Source organism: Klebsiella sp. CN_Kp091 (genome assembly GCF_040065095.1).
In the GTDB taxonomy this organism is placed as follows: Bacteria; Pseudomonadota; Gammaproteobacteria; order Enterobacterales; family Enterobacteriaceae; genus Klebsiella; species Klebsiella aerogenes.
In genome coordinates this window covers 73,282-95,218 of the sequence record NZ_JBEAIO010000047.1, presented here as the reverse complement: position 1 = coordinate 95,218, position 21,937 = coordinate 73,282, and the positions used below count along the sequence as shown (strand labels likewise).

Sequence of the window (21,937 nt, the reverse complement as noted above, 5' to 3'; positions counted from 1 at the left end):
GCTTCTATGGAAGTTCCGGCGCCGTTCGCGGGTACCGTAAAAGAGATCAAAATCAACACCGGCGACAAAGTGTCCACCGGCTCCCTGATCATGATCTTCGAAGTGGCGGGCGCTGCGCCTGCAGCCGCTCCGGCACAGGCTGCCGCTCCGGCTGCAGCGGCACCGGCTGCTGCAGCCGGCGTGAAGGATGTTAACGTACCGGATATCGGCGGCGACGAAGTTGAAGTCACCGAAGTGATGGTAAAAGTCGGCGATAAAGTTGCCGCTGAGCAGTCACTGATCACCGTCGAAGGCGACAAAGCTTCTATGGAAGTTCCGGCGCCGTTCGCGGGTACCGTAAAAGAGATCAAAATCAGCACCGGCGACAAAGTCTCTACCGGCTCTCTGATCATGGTCTTCGAAGTGGAAGGCGCCGCGCCTGCTGCTGCTCCAGCTCAGGCTGCTGCACCGGCACCGGCTGCTGCACCGGCACCGGCTCAGAAAGCTGCCGCGCCGGCTGCGAAAGCAGAAGGTAAAACCGAATTCGCTGAAAACGAAGCTTACGTTCACGCGACTCCGCTGATTCGCCGCCTGGCGCGCGAGTTCGGCGTAAACCTGGCGAAAGTGAAAGGGACTGGCCGTAAAGGTCGTATCCTGCGCGAAGACGTTCAGGCTTACGTGAAAGAAGCGGTTAAACGCGCTGAATCCGCACCGGCTGCTGCCGCAGGCGGCGGTCTGCCGGGCATGCTGCCATGGCCGAAAGTTGACTTCAGCAAGTTTGGCGAAATCGAAGAAGTGGAACTGGGTCGTATCCAGAAAATCTCTGGCGCTAACCTGAGCCGTAACTGGGTGATGATCCCGCACGTTACGCACTTCGACAAAACCGATATCACCGATCTGGAAGCGTTCCGTAAGCAGCAGAATGCCGAAGCTGAGAAGCGCAAACTGGACGTGAAATTCACCCCAGTGGTCTTCATCATGAAAGCCGTTGCCGCTGCGCTTGAGCAGATGCCGCGCTTCAACAGCTCGCTGTCCGAAGACGGTCAGCGTCTGACGCTGAAGAAATACATCAACATCGGTGTGGCGGTTGATACTCCGAACGGTCTGGTGGTTCCGGTCTTTAAAGACGTGAACAAGAAGAGCATCACCGAGCTGTCTCGCGAACTGACCACCATCTCGAAGAAAGCGCGCGATGGCAAGCTGACTGCTGGCGAAATGCAGGGCGGTTGCTTCACCATCTCCAGCATCGGCGGCCTGGGTACCACCCACTTCGCGCCGATTGTTAACGCGCCGGAAGTGGCCATCCTGGGCGTGTCTAAGTCCGCGATGGAGCCGGTATGGAATGGTAAAGAGTTCGTTCCGCGTCTGATGATGCCGATCTCTCTGTCCTTCGACCACCGCGTCATCGACGGTGCTGATGGTGCCCGCTTCATTACCATCATTAACAACACCTTGAGCGACATTCGCCGCCTGGTGATGTAAGCGAAAAAGCCGGCCTGACGGCCGGCTTTTTTCTGATAACCTCAGGCTGTTGAGGATTATCAGCAACAAAGGACAAAATCGTTTGCCGTTTGTTGTTTAAAAATTGTTAACAATTTTGTAAAATACACGCGGATAGAACGTCCCGGTGGACTTGGGCGTAATAATAAAAGCGTCAGACCCGCCGGATATAAATTACAGAGGTCATGATGAGTACTGAAATCAAAACTCAGGTCGTGGTACTTGGGGCAGGTCCTGCAGGCTACTCTGCAGCCTTCCGTTGCGCTGATTTAGGTCTGGAAACCGTCATCGTAGAACGTTACAGCTCCCTGGGCGGCGTTTGCCTGAACGTGGGTTGTATCCCTTCTAAAGCACTGCTGCACGTTGCTAAAGTTATCGAAGAAGCGAAAGCGCTGGCCGAACACGGCATCGTTTTCGGCGAACCGAAAACCGACATTGACAAGATCCGCACCTGGAAAGAAAAAGTCATCACTCAGCTGACCGGTGGTCTGGCTGGCATGGCCAAAGGTCGTAAAGTGAAGGTGGTTAACGGTCTGGGTAAATTCACCGGCGCTAACACCCTGGAAGTTGAAGGCGAAAACGGCAAAACCGTGATTAACTTCGACAACGCGATCATCGCGGCGGGCTCCCGTCCGATTCAACTGCCGTTTATCCCGCATGAAGACCCGCGCGTTTGGGATTCCACCGACGCTCTGGAACTGAAATCTGTACCGAAACGCATGCTGGTTATGGGCGGCGGTATCATCGGTCTGGAAATGGGTACCGTATACCATGCGCTGGGTTCAGAGATTGACGTGGTTGAAATGTTCGACCAGGTTATCCCGGCTGCCGACAAAGACGTGGTTAAAGTCTTCACCAAACGTATCAGCAAGAAATTCAACCTGATGCTGGAAACCAAAGTAACTGCCGTTGAAGCAAAAGAAGACGGTATTTACGTTTCCATGGAAGGCAAAAAAGCCCCGGCGGAAGCGCAGCGTTACGACGCGGTGCTGGTGGCTATCGGCCGCGTGCCGAACGGTAAAAACCTCGACGCAGGCAAAGCCGGCGTGGAAGTTGACGATCGCGGCTTCATTCGCGTTGACAAACAAATGCGCACCAACGTGCCGCACATCTTTGCTATCGGCGATATCGTCGGCCAGCCGATGCTGGCGCACAAAGGCGTACACGAAGGTCACGTTGCCGCAGAAGTTATCTCCGGCCTGAAACACTACTTCGATCCGAAAGTTATCCCGTCTATCGCCTACACCGAGCCAGAAGTGGCATGGGTTGGCCTGACTGAGAAAGAAGCGAAAGAGAAGGGCATCAGCTACGAAACCGCCACCTTCCCGTGGGCTGCTTCCGGCCGTGCTATCGCTTCCGACTGCGCAGACGGTATGACCAAACTGATCTTCGACAAAGAGACCCACCGTGTTATCGGCGGCGCGATTGTCGGCACCAACGGCGGCGAGCTGCTGGGTGAAATCGGTCTGGCTATCGAAATGGGCTGCGACGCGGAAGACATCGCGCTGACTATCCACGCTCACCCGACTCTGCACGAGTCCGTTGGCCTGGCGGCAGAAGTCTTCGAAGGTAGCATTACCGACCTGCCAAACGCGAAAGCGAAGAAAAAGTAACTTTTTCTTTCGGGTAAAATGCATAAGCGGCTCTCAGAGCCGCTTTTTTTATCGCTAATGTTTAGAACTATGTCAGTGTTCACAAACCGCTACACCTCATACATACTTTGAAAATAGTCACTCAGTAAACTAATAGGCAGTTAATTATGTATCTGAGGTGTGAGATGAAACGCTTGTTAACCACGGCGCTGTTAGCGACGACATTAGTTTCCGGTATGGCCTGTGCGGCCGATGCGGTCATTCCCTGGGCTGCGAACAGCGGCGGCACTGAAAATAGCCATATTGCGGCGATGGGCCAGGATCTGAATGCGCAGCATCAGTTGGTAACGAAAACTACTGAAGGGGTGTGGGCGGCGAATTCCGGGAGCATCAGCTCGGATGAAGCGGCGCTGACCAGTCAGAAACCTGCTTTTGCCGGTTATCCGGAGCTGATGCCGCACCAGGGCTAAGCACCAGAGAGTGCCCGGTTGCTATCGCGCAACCGGGCATTTTTTTATTGATTGACCGCCTGCCATCCGGCTGCAGAATCGGGGGCAAAATGCGTAATTGCCTGCGCTTTCGTCGCGCTCTCTTCGCCCAGGTTCGCCTGCCAGACCTTATCGTTCTGATCGATCATGAAGCTCATCACCCCGGTTTCTCCCCACTCTACCGGCCATGCCAGTAAAGCGACGCCTTGATTATCGTTATCGGCGATAATGCGGAAGCGGTAGCCATGATACCCGGCGCCGGGCTCCGTCGGGCTGAATGCCGGCCCCAGCGGGCTTGGCGTTTCACCCGGCGAGGTAGGCCAGTACAGGCCATCTTTTTTGCCTTCGCTGCTGATGATTTTTTGTGCCCAGCGATGATTCATTTGATAGTAATCCTGCTGGGCATCAACGTAGGCGTGCATGGCGGCAATTGCCGACAGTTCATTGCGGCCGATGGCGCGTGTGAGAATTTCATCTTCCCCGGCCGCCATATCAAAACGCCAGCCCTGTTCATCTTTGACAATGGGAATCGGCAACCGCCACGCTTCGCTACCGACATCGAGCCAGGCGCTGTTACCCTGCTGGACAATGACGTGTTTCACCTGCCAGTCGCGCTGAAAGCGGTCGACGGCATTGGGATCAATACCATCGGTGGGTAAAAACTGCTGCCAGTTATCGCCGAGCAGATTATTGAGCGCGGCTTTATCACGATGATTGAGCGCATCGGCCAGCGCGCTTGCCGCTTTCTCCGGCGTGGGGAACGGTTGCTGGGCGAAGGCGGCGAGCGGCGACAGCATTAGCGTGAATAGGGCGATCTGTAATGGTTTTCTCATCTGCTCATCCTCAGCGACGACGCAATTCATGATGTTCGGAAAGACGCTCTCTGGCGGCGCCGCGCTGTTCGCTGCTCAAGCCGGAAATATTGCGGCTTTGCAGCCCGCGCGCCTGCTGCGATTGCCAGGAGGGGGAGCGACTTTCGTTGCCGCTTAAGGCATTGGCGCGTGCCGTGCTCACCGCTTGCTGACGTTGGGCCGGCGTCGCGGAGTGAATCTGCTGACGGCGCTGTTGTTGCTGAGGCGTAGGAGTTTGCACGTGGCTCTTCACGGCGTCGCGATGCTGTTGCTGCTGCGGCGTTGGATGTTGCAGCTGCGTTTTCGCCGCTTCGCGACGCTGCTGTTTGGCAGGCGTCGGCGTGCTGTCGTAGCCACGGTAGCTGCTGCGCTGGGTGGCCTGCTTCAATTGTTGAGAAGCCGCCTGACGCTGCGCATCGCGAGAGGCGTTATTAGCCGCAAGCTTACCTGCGCTGGCGGCAGGCGCGTTGGGATGCTGGAGCTGCGTCATCGCCGCTTGCCGTTGAGCGTTGCGATCGACCGGCGCGTGTTGGGTCGCGCTAAGTCCGCCGGGCACATTGGTCTGATGATAGCGCTGGGCGACATTATTATTCGGATAAGGCACGTTGCCGCGATAGGCGGGGTTATGCTGCCAGTTAACATGGTTACCCGGCAGATTCTGCCCGGTAATGCGGTTGAAATTATTCACATTAATATTGATGTTATCGCCATTGTGCTGGTAGCCGCCGTGATGGTAATCGTCATCATGATGATGGTCATCATCATCCCAGTCGATGCTGCTGAAAAGTGCCCAGGTGGTGGCGACGCCAAGGCTGTAACCAAAACCTTTGACGAAGCTATCGGTGAACTGCTCTCCCGGAGGCGGCGGCAGATAGACCGGGGGATAGGCGCTATTCGGCCAACTGCCGTAGACGGTCGAAGGGTTATAGCTCGGAACGTATACCACTTGCGGGTTAGTCGGTTCAATTTTGATAATCTGCGAAGGCGCTGGCGATGCCGTTGAGCTTGTCGAGGATGATACCGTGCTATTGCTATTCGATGACCTCGAAGAGGCGGGTGCCGAGGCCGTGACGGTCACTTTCTGTTGCGGTGTGGATTTCAATGTCCCGGTTTGTTGGGCAATGGCGCGCAGACGCTGTACGGAATCCATCACATCGTGCGGCTGGGCTAAAAATGCGTCGCCAAGGTTTTCCACCCACGGCGGATTTTCGCCCATCATTGCCAGCAGGGTGGGAAAAGCGACGAGGGATTTGACGCTCGGATCCCACGGTTGGCTGGCAACGGCCTGAACGGCCGCGTCGCCTTTCATCGATGGGTTATCCTGCGACCACTGCACCGCCTGCATAACGTTGTCCGGATAGGTGGAGGCCATCAATACCTGCGAGAGCAAACTATCCGGGTAGAGCGCAATAGGCGCGACCCATTGGTCGATTTGCGCCTGGGTATAGGTGGCCGCGACCGGTTGTCCCGCCGCCGGTGCAGTCGGGGATGCTGGTGCTGGTTCCGTTGTGGGCTGCGCCGTCACCGGCGCTTCAGCGATAGTCTCTGGGGTACGGCTTTTAACATATAGCGTTCCCGCCGCCGCGAGTAAGCCTGCGCTGCAGAGCAGGGCGATAATATGGGGTTTGAACGGTAGTGACATGGAAGCTCCTGACACAGAAATGTTACCCATCTCGCTAAAGTATCGGCGAAAACGGTACGTTACGGGAGTATATGAAGACGATATTGTTTTTTTTGATTTTTGTTGGGATCCTGACATTAAATCTGTAACAGAAATAAATTTATCTACCAGCATTTGAACAGAAAGCCTGCAATATCCTGCCCTTAACGATTCAGCTAAATTTTAATGTTGCTTTTTTGTAAACAGATTAACACCCTTCAAAAATCCTGCTATGCTGCCGTCGCGGTATCGGGCATTTACCCTACAAACTGCTGTCTCACAGGAGCGTGAAGAAAATCGCCTACCGCATTTTACAATGAGAGCGAGGAGAACCGTCGTGCTAGAAGAATACCGTAAGCACGTAGCTGAGCGTGCAGCCATGGGGATTGTTGCCAAACCCTTAGACGCAACCCAAATGGCCGCGCTGGTAGAACTGCTGAAAAACCCGCCAGCGGGTGAAGATGAATTCCTGTTAGATCTGCTTACCAACCGTGTACCGCCGGGCGTCGATGAAGCCGCCTATGTTAAAGCCGGATTCCTTGCCGCTATCGCCAAAGGCGAAGCGACCTCCCCACTGGTTACCCCTGAAAAAGCCGTTGAACTGCTGGGCACCATGCAGGGCGGTTACAATATTCACCCCCTGATTGAAGCGCTGGACGATGCCAAACTGGCGCCGATTGCCGCGAAAGCGCTGTCCCATACCCTGCTGATGTTCGATAACTTCTATGACGTAGAAGAGAAAGCCAAAGCGGGTAATGAGTACGCTAAACAGGTTATGCAATCCTGGGCTGATGCCGAGTGGTTCCTGAACCGTCCGCAACTGGCGGAAAAAATCACCGTTACCGTCTTCAAAGTTACCGGCGAAACCAATACCGATGACTTGTCTCCGGCGCCTGATGCCTGGTCCCGTCCGGATATCCCACTGCACGCTCTGGCGATGCTGAAGAACGCTCGCGAAGGAATTGAACCGGATCAGCCGGGCGCGGTCGGTCCGATTAAACAAATTGAAGCGCTGCAGCAGAAAGGCTTCCCGCTGGCCTACGTTGGCGACGTTGTCGGTACCGGTTCTTCGCGTAAATCCGCCACCAACTCGGTGCTGTGGTTCATGGGCGACGATATCCCGAACGTACCGAACAAGCGCGGCGGCGGCCTGTGCCTGGGCGGCAAAATCGCGCCTATCTTCTTCAACACCATGGAAGATGCGGGCGCGCTGCCTATTGAAGTGGACGTGAGCAACCTCAACATGGGCGACGTCATTGACGTTTACCCGTTCAAAGGTGAAGTGCGTAACCACGAAACCAACGAGCTGTTGGCAAGCTTCGAACTGAAAACCGATGTACTGATCGACGAAGTGCGCGCCGGTGGCCGTATTCCGCTGATCATCGGTCGCGGCCTGACGACCAAAGCGCGCGAAGCGCTGGGTCTGCCGCACAGCGATGTCTTCCGTCATGCGAAAGACGTAGCGGAAAGCAACCGCGGCTTCTCTCTGGCGCAGAAAATGGTTGGCCGCGCCTGCGGCGTTGCCGGTATCCGTCCGGGCGCTTATTGCGAGCCGAAAATGACCTCCGTCGGTTCTCAGGACACCACCGGTCCAATGACCCGCGATGAGCTGAAAGACCTGGCGTGCCTGGGCTTCTCCGCTGACCTGGTGATGCAGTCCTTCTGTCACACCGCAGCTTATCCGAAGCCGGTTGACGTCACCACGCACCACACTCTGCCGGACTTCATCATGAACCGCGGCGGTGTTTCACTGCGTCCGGGCGATGGCGTTATCCACTCCTGGTTGAACCGTATGCTGCTGCCGGATACCGTCGGTACCGGCGGTGATTCCCATACCCGTTTCCCGATTGGTATCTCCTTCCCGGCGGGCTCTGGTCTGGTGGCCTTCGCCGCCGCGACCGGCGTGATGCCGCTGGATATGCCGGAATCAGTACTGGTGCGCTTCAAAGGTAAAATGCAACCGGGCATTACCCTGCGCGATCTGGTTCACGCCATCCCGCTGTATGCTATCAAGCAGGGCCTGCTGACCGTTGAGAAGAAAGGGAAGAAAAACATCTTCTCTGGCCGCATCCTTGAAATCGAAGGTCTGCCGGATCTGAAAGTCGAGCAGGCATTTGAACTGACCGATGCTTCCGCCGAGCGTTCTGCTGCTGGTTGTACCATCAAGCTGAACAAAGAGCCGATCGTTGAGTATCTGAACTCCAACATCGTCCTGCTGAAGTGGATGATCGCAGAAGGTTACGGCGATCGTCGTACGCTGGAGCGCCGTATCCAGGGCATGGAAAAATGGCTGGCGGATCCGCAACTGCTGGAAGCCGACGCTGATGCGGAATACGCGGCAGTGATCGACATCGATCTGGCGGATATCAAAGAGCCAATCCTGTGTGCGCCGAACGATCCGGACGATGCGCGTCTGCTGTCAGACGTGCAGGGTGAGAAGATCGACGAAGTGTTTATCGGTTCCTGCATGACCAACATTGGCCACTTCCGTGCCGCAGGTAAGCTGCTGGACAGCCATAAAGGCCAACTGCCTACTCGCCTGTGGGTGGCGCCGCCAACCCGTATGGATGCCGCGCAGCTGACTGAAGAAGGCTACTACAGCGTGTTTGGTAAGAGCGGCGCGCGTATCGAAATCCCTGGCTGTTCCCTCTGTATGGGCAACCAGGCGCGCGTGGCTGACGGCGCGACGGTCGTGTCGACCTCTACCCGTAACTTCCCGAACCGTTTAGGTACCGGCGCCAACGTCTATCTGGCATCTGCCGAACTGGCGGCGGTCGCTTCTCTGCTGGGCAAACTGCCGACGCCGGAAGAGTACCAGACCTTCGTCGCTCAGGTTGATAAGACGGCGGAAGATACCTATCGCTATCTGAACTTTAACCAGCTGGATCAGTACACTGAAAAAGCTGACGGCGTGATTTTCCAGACCGCTGTGTAATCCGTTCGGTCAGCCTGGCTGACCGTTTGGCTACAAACTCTCCAATGCCCGCTGAACATTGCATCAGCGGGCATTTTTATTTTTAAACCTCCCACCCGTTGCGCTTTTTTTCTTCCTGTCTGCTGCGATAATTAGGTTATGGGTACAGTGCAGCGGTGACGCATTGCCCTTGCAGAGGAAAAGATTATGGATTACGAATTTCTGCGCGATATTACCGGTGTGGTAAAGGTGCGAATGTCGATGGACCACGAGGCGATTGGTCACTGGTTCAACGAAGAGGTGAAAGATAACCTGGCCCTTCTGGATGAAGTGGAACAGGCAGCGCGCACCGTGAAAGGCAGTGAACGTTCCTGGCAGCGGGCCGGCCATGAATATACGTTGTGGCTGGATGGCGAAGAAGTGATGATCCGCGCCAACCAACTGGAATTTTCCGGCGATGAAATGGAAGAGGGGATGAACTACTACGACGAAGAGAGCCTCTCTCTTTGCGGCGTGGAGGATTTCCTGCAGGTGGTTGCCGCATACCGTGAATTTATGCAGCAGCGTTAATGATTCGTTTTGTGCCGGGCGGCGCGCAACCGTAGGCCCGGCAAGCAAAAGCGCCGCCGGGCATTTCAGGCATTACACCGCAGGTATATTGCGGGCGTAATAAATTTCCCGCATCTCTTTCCACAGCAGGTCGGTAATCACCTTGCGCTCTTGCTCGCTTAACTCTTCCGGTTTGGTGTGGAACATGTAGTGTTTCAGATCGAACTCTTTCAGCATCATTTTGGTATGGAACATATTTTCCTGATAGACGTTCACGTCCACCATGTCATACAGCGACTTCATGTCTTCTGACATGAAGTTCTGAATAGAGTTGATTTCATGATCGATAAAATGCTTCATGCCATTGATATCACGGGTGAAACCACGCACGCGATAATCAATGGTTACGATATCGGATTCCAGTTGGTGAATCAGGTAGTTCAGCGCCTTCAGCGGTGAAATCACGCCGCAGGTGGAGACTTCAATATCGGCGCGGAAGGTGCACAGACCGCCTTCCGGATGGCTTTCCGGATAGGTATGCACGCAGATGTGGCTTTTATCGAGATGTGCGACCACGGTCTCAGGCAGCGGGCCCGGATGCTCGCTCTGATCGATAAGCTGCGGGTCGATAGGCTCTTCGCTAACCAAAATGGTGACGCTTGCGCCCTGCGGTTCATAATCCTGGCGTGCGATGTTGAGTATGTTGGCGCCAATGATTGAACAGGTCTCGGAGAGGATTTCCGTCAGGCGATTGGCATTATAGAGTTCATCGATATAGGCGATATAGCCATCGCGCTCTTCGGCGGTTTTAGCGTAGCAGATATCGTAAATACAAAAACTCAGGCTTTTAGTCAGGTTGTTGAAGCCGTGCAGCTTAAGCTTTTTCAATTTGGTTCACCTCCTCGTTTCAGGTTAGCTGGCGGACAGCGCATCCAGCAGGTACTGCGGTAGCGCGAAAGCCGCGGTATGAATTGCCGGGTTGTAATAACGGCATTTCAGCCCGGCGCTATGGAAGCGGGCCTGAATAATTTCCGTCGACAAATGACGCAGAGCTTCATTATCGGTCGCCCAGGCAAAGGTCATGATGCCGCCATAGTAGGTCGGGATTGCCGCCTGATAGAAGCTGACATCGTTGAAGTAATGGCTGAGTTTGCGATGGCTGCCTACCGCTTCATCCTGCTGCAGGAAGCTTACGCCGTTCTGAGCAACGAAAATTCCGCCGGGGTTCAGGCAACGTTTACAACCGGCATAAAACGCCGAGGTAAACAGGCTCTCACCGGGGCCAATCGGGTCGGTACAGTCGGAGATAATGACATCAAAGGTTTGTGACGTTTGGTTGACGAAGTTCACGCCGTCATCGATCACCAGCGTAAAGCGCGGGTCGTCATAGGCGCCGGCGTTATGGTTTGGGAGATACTGACGGCAGAACGAGACCACCCCGGCGTCGATTTCCACCATGGTAATGGTTTCGATATGTTGATGGCGGGAGACTTCGCGCAGCATCGCGCCATCGCCGCCGCCAATGATCAGCACGTGCTTTGCGTGACCATGGGCCAGCAGCGGAACGTGGGTCATCATTTCATGATAAATAAACTCATCGCGCTCGGTGGTTTGCACCACGCCATCAAGCGCCATCACGCGGCCAAATGCCGCATTTTCGAAGATGATTAAATCCTGATGATCGGTCTTCTCATGGTACAGCACGTTATCAACGGTAAAATATTGACCAAAATGGTCGTGCAGCGTCTCATGCCACTGATTACTCTCGGCCATGGCTTACTCCTCCTTTGTTAACTTCTGTCGCGCCCGCAAAGCGGGCACCACATCATAGCCAACTATAGGTAGAGATTGATATGGCGAATAGTAAACCATCTGAAGTTTGGCGGAACTCTCGCTTAGCGTGAGGCTTTCGGCGCAGATGCTTTAGGCTGTTGGTCGCTGTTGGGCCTGGCGTCAACAATTCGCACGGTATACACCATCGTCGAGCCAGGCGGAATTTTTCCAGGGATTCCTTTGCTGCCGTAGGCCCGCTCCGGTGGAACAACAATAGTGATGGCGCCATGGTTATTCAGGCGTTTAAGCGGTTCGCGGAAGGTCGCGGGATACTGACTTAGCGCCTGTGACCAGACCTTATCTTCGGCTTCCATATCGTTTATCACGGTACCGTCGATCAAGCTTTCTTTGATAACGACGGTGACGATATCGTTATCAGCGACCTTACCTTTACCGGGGTAGTCTATACGGCTGTAAATACCCGCTTTAAGCGCTACGCCTTTCTGCGCGGCAAATTGCTGTTGATACTTTTTGCCTTCGCGGAGAGTGTGTTGCTCAAGCTTATCAATGTTCTTGTATAACCGCTGCGAGACGTCGAAAAGCGCCTTATTGCGCGCTTGTTCATCCAGCGCCGGCTTACCGGCAAAAACATCGTTAATGCCCTTAAGAACGGTTTCCTGTTGCAGGTTTAACCCCTTAGCGGCCTGGCTGGACAGCGTTTTAAGCGCATCTTGCCCTATCGACACGCCAACCGAATATGCCTGCTGCTGTGGAGCGCTGCTGAGGTTTAGCGTGGGTGCTTTGGCTGTCGTGGCGGCGGTGGTTTTTACGCCGGCGAGTTCGGCGCTCAGTTTCTGCTGCTCCGCCATTGCCGTAGCCAGCTTATCGCTCAGCGCCTGCTTGTCTGTCTCCAGCGCGTTGAGCTGTACCTTTTGCGCCTGCAGAGCGGCGGCAGAGCGTTTGAGATTATCCGCGGCGTCGACTTTTTCCTGCTGGACGGTATGGACTTGCTGAACAAGCCGTTTGTTTTCCGTGTCCAAAGCAGCGATCCGGCGCTGGAGCTGTTCGATAGTGTTATTCATCGCTGCATTATCTACCGTCGCTGGCATCCTGGCGGGAGGTGGCGATTTGAGCTGTGCCTGTAGTTGGCGGATGGTCTTATCTTTGTCGGCGATGAGAATTTTTTGCGCGGCCAGTTTTTTGTGCAGCGCTGCCGTGTTGTTCTCGCTGACCTTGGCGGGTTTACTGACCTCCGGTGCCGGAGGTATCTCTTTCTTCTCTTTTTTCTCCTGCTGCTGGACATAGTTGAGAAACGCAGGCGCGCCGTCATCCGCGTGCGCATGACTAATAAAAAGGGACGCCAGCAAAATGAAGGCCAGCGTCAATATATTAAGGCGATTTATCATGGCGCCTGTCACTTCACCGCATTATCGCCGCGCATGACCAGGCTATCGATCAGCGACTTTTCAATATCGGCGCAAAGCTTAATGGATTTAAATTGATACATGGAATCGATGCCCTGACGGGTTGGGTCGGCGACTTTCGTACGCACCGAGTTATATTGCGACGCCGCGCCTATCAGGGCGGTGAATTCACTACCCAGTCTTGAAGCTTCTTTCGGATTGACTTCTTTTAACGAATCCAACGCCTGGCGGCAGGCATTAAGTCGCTCCTGCTCAGCGGCCAGCCGCAGCTTTTCATTCTGCTGCGCGTCGGTGGCGATGGCGATTGGCGGCGTTATGGGAGCGTTAGCCTGACGATGCGCCTGGCAGCCAGCTAACATGAGAACAGTGAACGGAAGTAAGCGAAAAACAGGTGAGATATTCAAAATGTCATTCCATTGCAATAAGAGAGGTTGCAGGCGATTTTAATTAGCCAGCAGGTCTTTGCAATAAACGATGAGTTGAATTGTTTACTCTCGAATGTGATTTTTACTGATAAATTAAGCTTACAGTTAATTAATAAAAACAGAGAATAACCGAGAGCATGAAATAAAAATATTGTTTAATGAATTCATGTTTAGTCAATATTAACGGAGATGGGAAGTCAGAAATCTACAGAGACAGCCGCATCGCCGCGGCTGCAGATAGGCTTACTTCACATAGGCCAGCAGGCTAAGGGAGTCACGCGCCAGAGCTTTGCACTTTTTGGCGGTCGGGATTTTGATACCGCTGAGATCGCGATAGCTGTCCTCACCTAATGCTTTCATATTAAAGCTATCGTAGTTGCTGAGATCCCATTGGTTTTGCTGGGCAAAAAAGACCAGCGCGCGGCGAATTTGCGTATTTGGCAAATTTTGATAGCCGCAATCGTTTTTCAGGAATACAAATACCGCCGTTAAATCAGCCATATCTTCCGCTTCGGACTCGTTTAATGCATAGCTATTGGCGGAGAGGGCGAGCAGGCTGCCAAACAGCATTGTTCTGAAAAACGTCTTCATTTTTTCTACCATTGAAACACGGACAATCAAAGTTAGCATACTTCTTTACACCACGCAGAGCTTTATTCACAAGCTTCTGCTTGACCTTCCCGTTGCGGGAGGGTTTAAGCTTAAATATTCACCAGCAGAATAAAAGGATGTGAAAATGCAACGTCGTGAGTTTATCAAATTAGGCGCCGCGCTTGGCGCGGTCAGCGCCTTACCGCTCTGGAGCCGTTCGGTATTCGCTGCCGGCCGTCCGGCTTTGCCGGTTCCGGATTTATTGACCGCCGACGCCCGCAATCGCATTACGCTGACGATTCAAGCCGGAAAGACGCAGTTTGGCCCGCATCTTGCGACGACCTGGGGTTATAACGGCAGCCTCCTCGGCCCCGCGTTGAAGCTGAAGCAAGGTGAAGCGGTAACGGTAGATATTCATAACCGCCTGGCGGAGGAGACCACGGTCCACTGGCACGGACTGGAAGTGCCTGGCGAAGTCGATGGCGGTCCGCAGGGCATCATCGCCGCAGGAGCCTCAAGGACGGTGAAATTTACGCCGACGCAGCGAGCGGCAACCTGCTGGTTCCATCCTCATCAGCATGGTAAAACCGGCCGTCAGGTCGCGATGGGGCTGGCGGGTTTGGTGCTGATTGAAGATGTCGAAAGCGGGCAATTACTGCTACCGAAGCAGTGGGGAATTGATGATATTCCGGTGATCGTGCAGGACAAAAGATTCAATGCCAATGGCGAAATAGATTATCAGCTCGATATCATGAGCGCCGCCGTTGGCTGGTTTGGCGATACCCTGTTGACGAACGGCGCGCTGTATCCCGAACACGCTCCGCCGCGCGGTTGGCTGCGCCTGCGTCTGCTTAATGGCTGTAATGCCCGCTCGCTGAATTTCGCTACCAGCGATCGCCGCCCAATGTACGTAGTAGCAAGCGACGGCGGCCTGTTGGCGGAACCGGTCAAAGTGAGCGAACTGTCGGTGCTGATGGGTGAACGATTTGAGGTGTTGATTGATACCCGCGATGGGAAGGCATTTGATCTGCAGACGCTGCCGGTGAGCCAGATGGGGATGGCGATTGCGCCATTTGATAAACCGCAACCGGTGCTCCGTATACAGCCGCTATTGATCCCGGCCTCCGGTAAGTTACCCGATACTTTGGCGGCGATGCCTGCGCTGCCCTCACTGGAGGGGCTGACGCAGCGCACGCTGCAGCTGTCGATGGATCCTATGCTCGACATGATGGGAATGCAGGCGTTGATGAAGAAATATGGCGACCAGGCGATGTCCGGTATGAACCATGGGATGATGATGGATCATGGTGACATGGGCAATATGAATCATGACCAGATGGAGACTATGAACCACGGCGGCGGCATGGCGCATGGAACCTCATCAGGAAAGGGCTTCGATTTCCATAACGCCAACCGCATCAACGGCAAAGCCTTTGATATGAATGTGCCGATGTTTGCCGCGGCCCGAGGTCAGTACGAGCGCTGGCTGATCTCCGGCAAGGGCGACATGATGTTGCATCCTTTCCATATTCATGGCACGCAATTCCGTATTCTGAGTGAAAATGGCCAGGCGCCGGCGGCGCATCGTCGCGGCTGGAAGGATACGGTAAGAGTGGAGGGCGGGGTGAGTGAAGTGCTGGTGAAGTTCGATCATCAGGCGCCAAAGGAGTTTGCCTATATGGCGCACTGTCATCTGCTGGAGCATGAAGATACCGGGATGATGTTGGGGTTCACCGTTTAGGGCTGTGCGACCTGCCGCCTTCTCCTGTGAGGGGGGCAAATAAAAAAACGGCAACTTTCGTTGCCGTTTTGCATTTTACTTCGCATCATCCGGTAGCGCGTAGGCAACGATGTAGTCACCCATCTTGGTACCGAACGAGCCGTGACCGCCTGCAGAGATGACAACGTACTGCTTGCCATTCACTTCATAGGTCATCGGCGTCGCCTGGCCACCTGCCGGCAGACGCGCCTGCCACAGTTTTTCGCCATTGCTCATGTTGTAAGCGCGCAGGTAGTTATCGGCGGTGGCGGCGATAAACAGCACGTTACCGGCGGTTGAGATCGGACCGCCCAGCATCGGCATACCCATATTGAACGGCAGCGGGACAGGCAGCGGGAACGGCAGACTATCCTGCGGCGTCCCGATGCGTTTTTTCCACACCACTTCATTGGTCTTCAGATCCAGCGCCGAGATATAACCCCATGCCGGTTGTTTACACGGCAGGCCAAACGGCGACAGGAACGGGTTCAGGGTGACGCCGAACGGGACGCCATACTGCGGCTGAACGCCGGACTCGGTACCAGAGCCTTTCGCGTCTTTTGGCGGTTCCATCGGGTTGCCCGGGCCGCGCGGGATTAATTTAGAGACGAACGGCAGCGCCATCGGGTTGGCGATAGCCACCTGACGGTTTGGATCGACGGAGATACCGCCCCATTCAAACATCCCCAGGTTACCAGGGAACACCAGCGTGCCCTGTTCAGACGGCGGAGTGAAGATACCTTCATAGCGCATCTGATGGAAGATAACGCGGCACACCAGCTGGTCAAACATGGTGGCGCCCCACATGTCTGCGCCGGTCAGGTCTTTCTTCGGACGGAAACTCAGCTCGGAGAACGGCTGGGTTTTAGCGACATAATCGCCTTTCGCCGCACCTTGCGGAACCGGTTTTTCCGGCGCCGGGACCACCAGTTCGCCATTACGGCGATCCAGCACGAAGATGTTGCCGGTCTTGGCCGGAGCGTAAATCACCGGTACGGTTTTACCGTTCACATCAATGTCGGCCAGCGTCGGCTGCGACGGCATATCCATATCCCACAGATCGTGGTGTACGGTTTGGTAGCTCCACGCCAGTTTCCCGGTGGTTGCGTTCAGCGCCACGATAGAGCTGGCGTAACGTTCCTGTTCCGGCGTGCGGTTGCCGCCCCAGATATCCGGGGTGGTAACGCCCATCGGCAGATAGACTAAATCCAGCTTCGCGTCATAGGCGGCAGGCGCCCAGGAATTAGGTGAATTGAGTGTGAAGTGATGCTCATCGCTCGGGATCGCATTAGGGTCTTTCGCGCCCGGGTCGAAGGCCCACAGCAGTTTACCGGTATTCACATCAAAGCCGCGGATAACGCCTGATGGCTCGCGGGTTGAGAAGTTATCGGTTACCGCGCCGGCAATGACGATAGTCTTATCGGTGATAATCGGCGGCGACGTCGGTTCATACATACCCGGCGTGGTTACCGGCATATTGGTTTGCAGGTTGAGAATGCCTTTGTTGGCAAAGGTTTCGCACAGCTTACCGTTGTCGGCGTTCACCGCGAACAGACGGCCATCGTTGACCGGCAGAATAATACGGCGCGGGCAGTCGGCGACGACGTCGGCAGGGGCGTTATCCGCTTTCGCTTCATGATAGGAAACGCCACGGCAGGTCACGTGCTGGAACGACGGATCGGCGTTCAGCTGCGGGTCAAAATGCCACTTCTCTTTACCGGTGGCCGCGTCAAGCGCGAACAGACGCTGGTGCGCGGTACACAGATACAGCGTGTCGCCAACTTTAATCGGCGTCACTTCGTTAGTGATTTCACCCGGATCGTTCGGCTGCTTCAGGTCGCCGGTGCGGAATACCCAGGCTTCCTTCAGGTTCCTCACGTTGTCGGCGTTAATTTGCTTCAGCGGCGAATAACGCTGGCCTTCCTGGTTACGGCCATAGGCCGGCCAGTCGCTATCGGCGACGGTAGAAATCGGCGCGGCCGGCGTCGCGTCAGCGCTCAGCGTACCGTTCACCTCCTGCGGGTCGTTGAAACCGGCCCAGGTCAGGATCCCGCCGCTAATCAGCAGGGCGATAACCAGACCGCCAACGGCGCCGGCGGAAGGGACCGGCAGCCGACGCCAGACAAATGGCAGAATCAGCCAGATGCCAAAGAAGACCAGGATGTCGCTACGCGGCGTCAGCGCCCAGAAGTCGAAACCGACTTCCCATACCCCCCAAATCATGGTTGCCAGCAGCAGGGCGGCATACAGCCACAGCGCTGAGCGCTTGCCGCGGAACAGCATGACGGTGACGGCCAGCATCACCAGGCCTGCGATAGGGTAGTACCATGAACCGCCGATAGCGGCCAGCCATACCCCACCGATTAACAGATACAGGCCACAGAAGGCGGCAAATAGCGCCGTCAGCGTGACGAGTAACCGTGATTGTTGAGATTTTGTTTCTGCCATAGAAAGACACTCTTCAGTTGTTAATTTTTTAACTGCAATTAATTATAGGATTTAACAACTGTGATCGGAATCACAAATATGGCTTTATTATTCACTGCACCGAAGATTTCGTTTTGCTGGTATACTGTATCGCTTGCCGGTCAACGTCGATGTGAAAGCAACGGCTTTGAAGATTTATTCTAAGAATCAAATGGTTAGTTTAATGAAACATACTGTAGAAGTGATGATCCCGGAAGCCGAGATCAAAGCGCGTATCGCCGAACTGGGTCGTCAAATTAATGAACGCTACAAAGACAGCGGCAGTGAAATGGTGCTGGTGGGTCTGCTGCGCGGTTCATTTATGTTTATGGCTGACCTGTGCCGTGAGGTTCAGGTGCCGCATGAAGTCGACTTTATGACCGCCTCCAGCTATGGCAGCGGCATGTCCACCACACGTGATGTCAAAATCCTTAAAGACCTGGATGAAGACATTCGCGGTAAGGACGTACTGATCGTCGAAGACATCATCGATTCCGGCAACACCCTGTCTAAAGTGCGCGAAATCCTCAGCCTGCGCGAGCCGAAATCACTGGCTATCTGTACGCTGCTGGATAAACCAAGCCGTCGTGAAGTGAACGTCCCGGTGGAGTTTGTCGGTTTTGCGATTCCGGATGAGTTCGTGGTGGGCTACGGTATCGACTACGCTCAGCGCTATCGTCATCTGCCGTATGTCGGCAAAGTGATCCTGCTGGACGAGTAATTATTGTTGCGGTCCCGGATAGGGCGAGCGCCTTATCCGGGGCGGTGAGGGCGGCGGCTATTTATGGTTGGCGTGCTTGCTCTTGAGATTGGAAATCCCGTGGCGATAGCGCTGCTCGAGGGTTTCCCGGCTGACGGCGGTGACATCAAGATCGCGCAGTAGTCCGTCGTGAATACCATAAGCCCAACCGTGGATCGTCACTTTTTGTCCACGTTTCCACGCCGACTGCATGATCGTCGAGTGTCCCAGGTTGTATACCTGCTCCATCACGTTCAGTTCGCAAAGTGTATCCAGACGCCGCTCTTCCGGCATTTCACCGAGCAGCGAGCTGTGTTTAAACCAGATATCGCGAATGTGCAGCAGCCAGTTATCAATAAGCCCCAGTTCCGGGTTTTCGACCGCCGCCTGTACGCCGCCGCAGCCGTAGTGGCCGCAGATAATAATGTGTTCGACTTCCAGTACGTCAACGGCGTATTGCACCACCGACAGGCAGTTCAGATCGGTGTGGATCACCAGATTGGCGACGTTACGATGTACGAACAACTCACCGGGTTCCAGGCCGGTTAAGCGCTCTGCGGGGACGCGGCTATCGGAACAGCCAATCCACAGAAAACGCGGTTTCTGCGCCTGCGACAATTTCGCAAAGAAGCCGGGGTCCTCTTCCACCAGCATTTTTGACCATAGTGCATTATTGCTGATGAGTGTATCTATATCATTCATGGACGTTTACGGCCTGTAACCAAGTAAGTGCGTTGCGCTAATATAGGGTAAGCTCACCTTTTTGAAAACAATCTTTACCCGTCATACTTCATGCTGCAGGTGCGTTGGCTGCACTCGTTCACCCCAGTCACTTACTTATGTAAGCTCCTGGGGATTCGCTCATTTGCCGCCTTCCTGCAACATGAATTATTTGGGTAAATTAGATGTGAAGACACGAGAAGAGATATTTAATGACCATTGCTCTGGAATTAAAACAGCTCAAGAAAACCTATCCCGGCGGGGTTCAGGCGCTGAAAGGCATTGACCTGCAGGTTGAAGCCGGCGACTTTTATGCGCTGCTGGGCCCGAACGGCGCGGGGAAATCCACGACTATCGGCATCATTAGTTCGCTGGTTAATAAAACCTCCGGTCAGGTTAACGTATTTGGTTACGACCTGGAAAAAGATGTGGTGAACGCCAAACGCCAGCTCGGGCTGGTGCCGCAGGAGTTCAACTTCAACCCGTTCGAAACCGTACAGCAGATCGTGGTTAACCAGGCGGGTTACTATGGCGTTGAGCGTAAAGAAGCTATCTTGCGTAGCGAAAAGTATCTGAAACAGCTCGATCTGTGGGAAAAGCGCAATGAACGCGCGCGTATGCTCTCCGGCGGGATGAAGCGCCGCCTGATGATTGCCCGCGCGCTGATGCATGAGCCGAAGCTGCTCATTCTTGATGAACCCACCGCTGGCGTTGATATCGAGCTACGTCGCTCGATGTGGGGTTTCCTCAAAGATCTCAACGATAAAGGCACCACCATTATCCTCACGACCCACTATCTGGAAGAAGCGGAAATGCTGTGTCGTAATATCGGCATTATCCAGAGCGGCGAGCTGGTGGAAAATACCTCGATGAAGGCGCTGCTGGCTAAGCTGAAATCGGAAACCTTTATCCTCGATCTGGCGCCGAAAAGCCCGCTGCCAACCCTCGACGGGTATCAGTACCGGCTGGTTGATACCTCGACGCTGGAAGTTGAAGTGCTGCGCGAGCAGGGGATTAACAGCGTTTTCGCCCAGCTAAGCGCCCAGGGCGTGCAGGTATTAAGTATGCGTAACAAGGCCAACCGTCTGGAAGAGCTGTTTGTCACGCTGGTGCACGACAAAAAAGGAGAATCAGCATGATGCAGCTGTACTGGGTCGCGCTGAAAAGCATCTGGACCAAAGAGATCCACCGGTTTATGCGTATCTGGGTTCAGACGCTGGTGCCGCCGGTGATCACCATGACCCTCTATTTCGTCATCTTTGGCAATCTGATCGGCTCGCGGATCGGCGAGATGCACGGTTTTACCTATATGCAGTTTATCGTGCCGGGGCTAATTATGATGGCGGTGATCACCAACGCCTACGCTAACGTCGCTTCGTCGTTCTTTAGCGCCAAGTTCCAGCGCAACATTGAGGAGCTGCTGGTGGCGCCGGTGCCAACCCACGTGGTGATCGCCGGTTACGTCGGCGGCGGGGTGGCGCGTGGGCTGTGTGTCGGCATTCTGGTGACGGCTATCTCGCTGTTCTTCGTCCCGTTCCAGGTTCATTCCTGGCTGTTTGTCGCCCTGACGCTGATTTTGACGGCAATTCTGTTCTCGCTGGCGGGGCTGCTCAATGCGGTGTTTGCGAAAACCTTCGACGACATCAGCCTGATCCCGACTTTCGTGCTGACGCCGCTGACCTACCTGGGCGGGGTGTTCTATTCGCTGACGTTGCTGCCGCCGTTCTGGCAGGCGCTGTCGCATCTCAACCCTATCGTCTACATGATTAGCGGCTTCCGTTTTGGCTTCCTCGGCATTCATGACGTCCCGCTGGCGACCACCTTTGGTGTGCTGGTGGTGTTTATCGTGGCCTTCTATATTCTGTGCTGGTACCTGATCCAGCGTGGGCGTGGCCTGCGTAGCTAATCCTCTCTACAAGCGCCCCCGCTAATTTCACCTTGCCGGGGCGCTAAGCGGTAATTTTTGATACCCATCACCCCACCTCAACGCTTGCCCTGCTAAATTGTTTGCCTGCTAAGGAGGTAGGCGATGTTAGGTTGGGTAATTACCTGCCATGATGAGCTGGCGCAGGAGATGCTGGATCGTCTGGAGAAAAAGTTTGGCCCGCTGGCGCAGTGCCGGGCGGTGAATTACTGGCGTAATCTGAGCGTCAATATGCTGAGCCGCATGATGTGCGATGCGCTACATGCCACGGACTGCGGCGATGGCGTGATTTTTCTCACCGATAAAACCGGTGCCGCGCCATATCGCGCCGCCGCGCTGATGAGTCACAAACACACCCACTGTGAAGTTATTTCCGGCATTCGCTATCCATTGCTGGAGGAAATGTATTTACAGCGCTATACCCTCAGCAGTGATGCCTTCCGTAATGCTATCGTTAGCGCTGGAGGCCCGACGGTGAGCAGTCTTTGGCATCAACAGCAAAAGAATCCGCCTTTTCGTCTACTGCATGATACGTTCGGAAATTAGGCATTAGCATTGATGCCGCTTTTGTTACAATGGCGGC

General features: G+C 54.7%; 19 protein-coding genes. 10 read left to right on the top strand and 9 right to left on the bottom strand.

Features of this window, described 5'->3' with window-relative positions:
* From aceF to ABLV17_RS20130, 3 genes are all read left to right on the top strand, one after another.
* The coding region (aceF, locus tag ABLV17_RS20140; protein ID WP_348854568.1) for a pyruvate dehydrogenase complex dihydrolipoyllysine-residue acetyltransferase at positions 1-1,461 on the top strand (1,461 nt) is incomplete at its 5' end.
* Between the two features lie 206 nt (positions 1,462-1,667).
* The gene (lpdA, locus tag ABLV17_RS20135; RefSeq protein WP_015368220.1) at positions 1,668-3,092 is read left to right on the top strand and encodes a dihydrolipoyl dehydrogenase; all 1,425 of its coding nucleotides are present in this window, start codon (positions 1,668-1,670) and stop codon (positions 3,090-3,092) included.
* A gap of 164 nt (positions 3,093-3,256) precedes the next feature.
* Entirely contained in the window at positions 3,257-3,541 is a 285-nt protein-coding gene (locus ABLV17_RS20130) for a hypothetical protein (RefSeq protein ID WP_087860872.1), read from the top strand.
* A gap of 44 nt (positions 3,542-3,585) precedes the next feature.
* Here the strand turns inward: ABLV17_RS20130 and ABLV17_RS20125 are convergent, their stop codons facing one another.
* Both ABLV17_RS20125 and ABLV17_RS20120 read right to left on the bottom strand, forming a co-directional pair.
* On the bottom strand, positions 3,586-4,392 hold the full coding sequence (locus ABLV17_RS20125; RefSeq protein WP_087860871.1) for a DUF2950 family protein: 807 nt from the start codon (positions 4,390-4,392) through the stop codon (positions 3,586-3,588).
* A 10-nt stretch (positions 4,393-4,402) separates the two neighbouring features.
* On the bottom strand, positions 4,403-6,052 hold the full coding sequence (locus ABLV17_RS20120; RefSeq protein ID WP_271031939.1) for a DUF3300 domain-containing protein: 1,650 nt from the start codon (positions 6,050-6,052) through the stop codon (positions 4,403-4,405).
* Between the two features lie 355 nt (positions 6,053-6,407).
* On the opposite strand from ABLV17_RS20120, the gene acnB reads away from it, so the two are divergent.
* On the top strand, positions 6,408-9,005 hold the full coding sequence (gene acnB, locus ABLV17_RS20115; RefSeq protein WP_072201386.1) for a bifunctional aconitate hydratase 2/2-methylisocitrate dehydratase: 2,598 nt from the start codon (positions 6,408-6,410) through the stop codon (positions 9,003-9,005).
* 186 nt (positions 9,006-9,191) lie between these two features.
* Positions 9,192-9,554, top strand: a complete 363-nt coding sequence (gene yacL, locus ABLV17_RS20110) for a protein YacL (RefSeq protein WP_015368214.1) — start codon at positions 9,192-9,194, stop codon at positions 9,552-9,554.
* A 72-nt stretch (positions 9,555-9,626) separates the two neighbouring features.
* On the opposite strand, the gene speD is transcribed toward yacL, so the two are convergent.
* The 5 genes from speD to ABLV17_RS20085 all read right to left on the bottom strand — a co-directional run bounded on the left by speD (position 9,627) and on the right by ABLV17_RS20085 (position 13,746).
* Positions 9,627-10,421 (bottom strand): adenosylmethionine decarboxylase, encoded by a 795-nt coding sequence (gene speD / locus ABLV17_RS20105; protein WP_015368213.1) that lies wholly within the window; start codon positions 10,419-10,421, stop codon positions 9,627-9,629.
* A 24-nt stretch (positions 10,422-10,445) separates the two neighbouring features.
* The gene (gene speE, locus ABLV17_RS20100) at positions 10,446-11,306 is read right to left on the bottom strand and encodes a polyamine aminopropyltransferase (protein ID WP_087860869.1); all 861 of its coding nucleotides are present in this window, start codon (positions 11,304-11,306) and stop codon (positions 10,446-10,448) included.
* 122 nt (positions 11,307-11,428) lie between these two features.
* Positions 11,429-12,712 (bottom strand): FKBP-type peptidyl-prolyl cis-trans isomerase N-terminal domain-containing protein, encoded by a 1,284-nt coding sequence (locus ABLV17_RS20095; protein ID WP_113374423.1) that lies wholly within the window; start codon positions 12,710-12,712, stop codon positions 11,429-11,431.
* Between the two features lie 8 nt (positions 12,713-12,720).
* Complete coding sequence (locus tag ABLV17_RS20090; protein ID WP_087860867.1) at positions 12,721-13,134, bottom strand: hypothetical protein; 414 nt, start codon at positions 13,132-13,134, stop codon at positions 12,721-12,723.
* Positions 13,135-13,398: 264 nt separating this feature from the next.
* Positions 13,399-13,746, bottom strand: a complete 348-nt coding sequence (locus ABLV17_RS20085; protein ID WP_087860926.1) for a YacC family pilotin-like protein — start codon at positions 13,744-13,746, stop codon at positions 13,399-13,401.
* 145 nt (positions 13,747-13,891) lie between these two features.
* On the opposite strand from ABLV17_RS20085, the gene cueO reads away from it, so the two are divergent.
* Positions 13,892-15,487 carry a multicopper oxidase CueO gene (gene cueO / locus ABLV17_RS20080; protein WP_308958963.1) on the top strand — a complete coding sequence of 532 codons (1,596 nt, stop codon included), beginning with the start codon at positions 13,892-13,894 and terminating at the stop codon, positions 15,485-15,487.
* Positions 15,488-15,562: 75 nt separating this feature from the next.
* Here cueO and ABLV17_RS20075 read toward each other — a convergent pair whose 3' ends face one another.
* Complete coding sequence (locus ABLV17_RS20075) at positions 15,563-17,953, bottom strand: glucose/quinate/shikimate family membrane-bound PQQ-dependent dehydrogenase (protein ID WP_308958964.1); 2,391 nt, start codon at positions 17,951-17,953, stop codon at positions 15,563-15,565.
* A gap of 202 nt (positions 17,954-18,155) precedes the next feature.
* Here ABLV17_RS20075 and hpt point away from each other — a divergent pair, with 202 nt between their 5' ends.
* Positions 18,156-18,692 carry a hypoxanthine phosphoribosyltransferase gene (gene hpt, locus ABLV17_RS20070; RefSeq protein WP_015368206.1) on the top strand — a complete coding sequence of 179 codons (537 nt, stop codon included), beginning with the start codon at positions 18,156-18,158 and terminating at the stop codon, positions 18,690-18,692.
* Positions 18,693-18,749: 57 nt separating this feature from the next.
* Here the strand turns inward: hpt and can are convergent, their stop codons facing one another.
* Entirely contained in the window at positions 18,750-19,412 is a 663-nt protein-coding gene (gene can / locus ABLV17_RS20065) for a carbonate dehydratase (protein WP_015368205.1), read from the bottom strand.
* Positions 19,413-19,642: 230 nt separating this feature from the next.
* Here can and ABLV17_RS20060 point away from each other — a divergent pair, with 230 nt between their 5' ends.
* The 3 genes from ABLV17_RS20060 (at position 19,643) to ABLV17_RS20050 (ending at position 21,900) form a co-directional block, all read left to right on the top strand.
* A complete protein-coding gene (locus ABLV17_RS20060; protein WP_015368204.1) occupies positions 19,643-20,569 on the top strand; it encodes an ABC transporter ATP-binding protein in 927 nt (308 codons plus the stop codon).
* On the top strand, positions 20,566-21,336 hold the full coding sequence (locus ABLV17_RS20055) for an ABC transporter permease (RefSeq protein ID WP_015368203.1): 771 nt from the start codon (positions 20,566-20,568) through the stop codon (positions 21,334-21,336). Before ABLV17_RS20060 ends, ABLV17_RS20055 begins: the two co-directional genes overlap by 4 nt.
* Before the next feature lie 123 nt (positions 21,337-21,459).
* On the top strand, positions 21,460-21,900 hold the full coding sequence (locus ABLV17_RS20050) for a PTS sugar transporter subunit IIA (protein WP_015368202.1): 441 nt from the start codon (positions 21,460-21,462) through the stop codon (positions 21,898-21,900).
* Positions 21,901-21,937: the final 37 nt, after the last annotated feature.

Bases quoted from the DNA above. Each gene is read 5' to 3' on its own strand.
- lpdA (WP_015368220.1), top strand. From the start codon at position 1,668: ATGAGTACTGAAATCAAAACTCAGGTCGTGGTACTTGGGGCAGGTCCT.
- ABLV17_RS20130 (WP_087860872.1), top strand. From the start codon at position 3,257: ATGAAACGCTTGTTAACCACGGCGCTGTTAGCGACGACATTAGTTTCC.
- ABLV17_RS20125 (WP_087860871.1), bottom strand. From the start codon at position 4,392: ATGAGAAAACCATTACAGATCGCCCTATTCACGCTAATGCTGTCGCCG.
- ABLV17_RS20120 (WP_271031939.1), bottom strand. From the start codon at position 6,052: ATGTCACTACCGTTCAAACCCCATATTATCGCCCTGCTCTGCAGCGCA.
- yacL (WP_015368214.1), top strand. From the start codon at position 9,192: ATGGATTACGAATTTCTGCGCGATATTACCGGTGTGGTAAAGGTGCGA.
- speE (WP_087860869.1), bottom strand. From the start codon at position 11,306: ATGGCCGAGAGTAATCAGTGGCATGAGACGCTGCACGACCATTTTGGT.
- ABLV17_RS20095 (WP_113374423.1), bottom strand. From the start codon at position 12,712: ATGATAAATCGCCTTAATATATTGACGCTGGCCTTCATTTTGCTGGCG.
- ABLV17_RS20085 (WP_087860926.1), bottom strand. From the start codon at position 13,746: ATGAAGACGTTTTTCAGAACAATGCTGTTTGGCAGCCTGCTCGCCCTC.
- cueO (WP_308958963.1), top strand. From the start codon at position 13,892: ATGCAACGTCGTGAGTTTATCAAATTAGGCGCCGCGCTTGGCGCGGTC.
- ABLV17_RS20075 (WP_308958964.1), bottom strand. From the start codon at position 17,953: ATGGCAGAAACAAAATCTCAACAATCACGGTTACTCGTCACGCTGACG.
- hpt (WP_015368206.1), top strand. From the start codon at position 18,156: ATGAAACATACTGTAGAAGTGATGATCCCGGAAGCCGAGATCAAAGCG.
- can (WP_015368205.1), bottom strand. From the start codon at position 19,412: ATGAATGATATAGATACACTCATCAGCAATAATGCACTATGGTCAAAA.
- ABLV17_RS20060 (WP_015368204.1), top strand. From the start codon at position 19,643: ATGACCATTGCTCTGGAATTAAAACAGCTCAAGAAAACCTATCCCGGC.
- ABLV17_RS20055 (WP_015368203.1), top strand. From the start codon at position 20,566: ATGATGCAGCTGTACTGGGTCGCGCTGAAAAGCATCTGGACCAAAGAG.
- ABLV17_RS20050 (WP_015368202.1), top strand. From the start codon at position 21,460: ATGTTAGGTTGGGTAATTACCTGCCATGATGAGCTGGCGCAGGAGATG.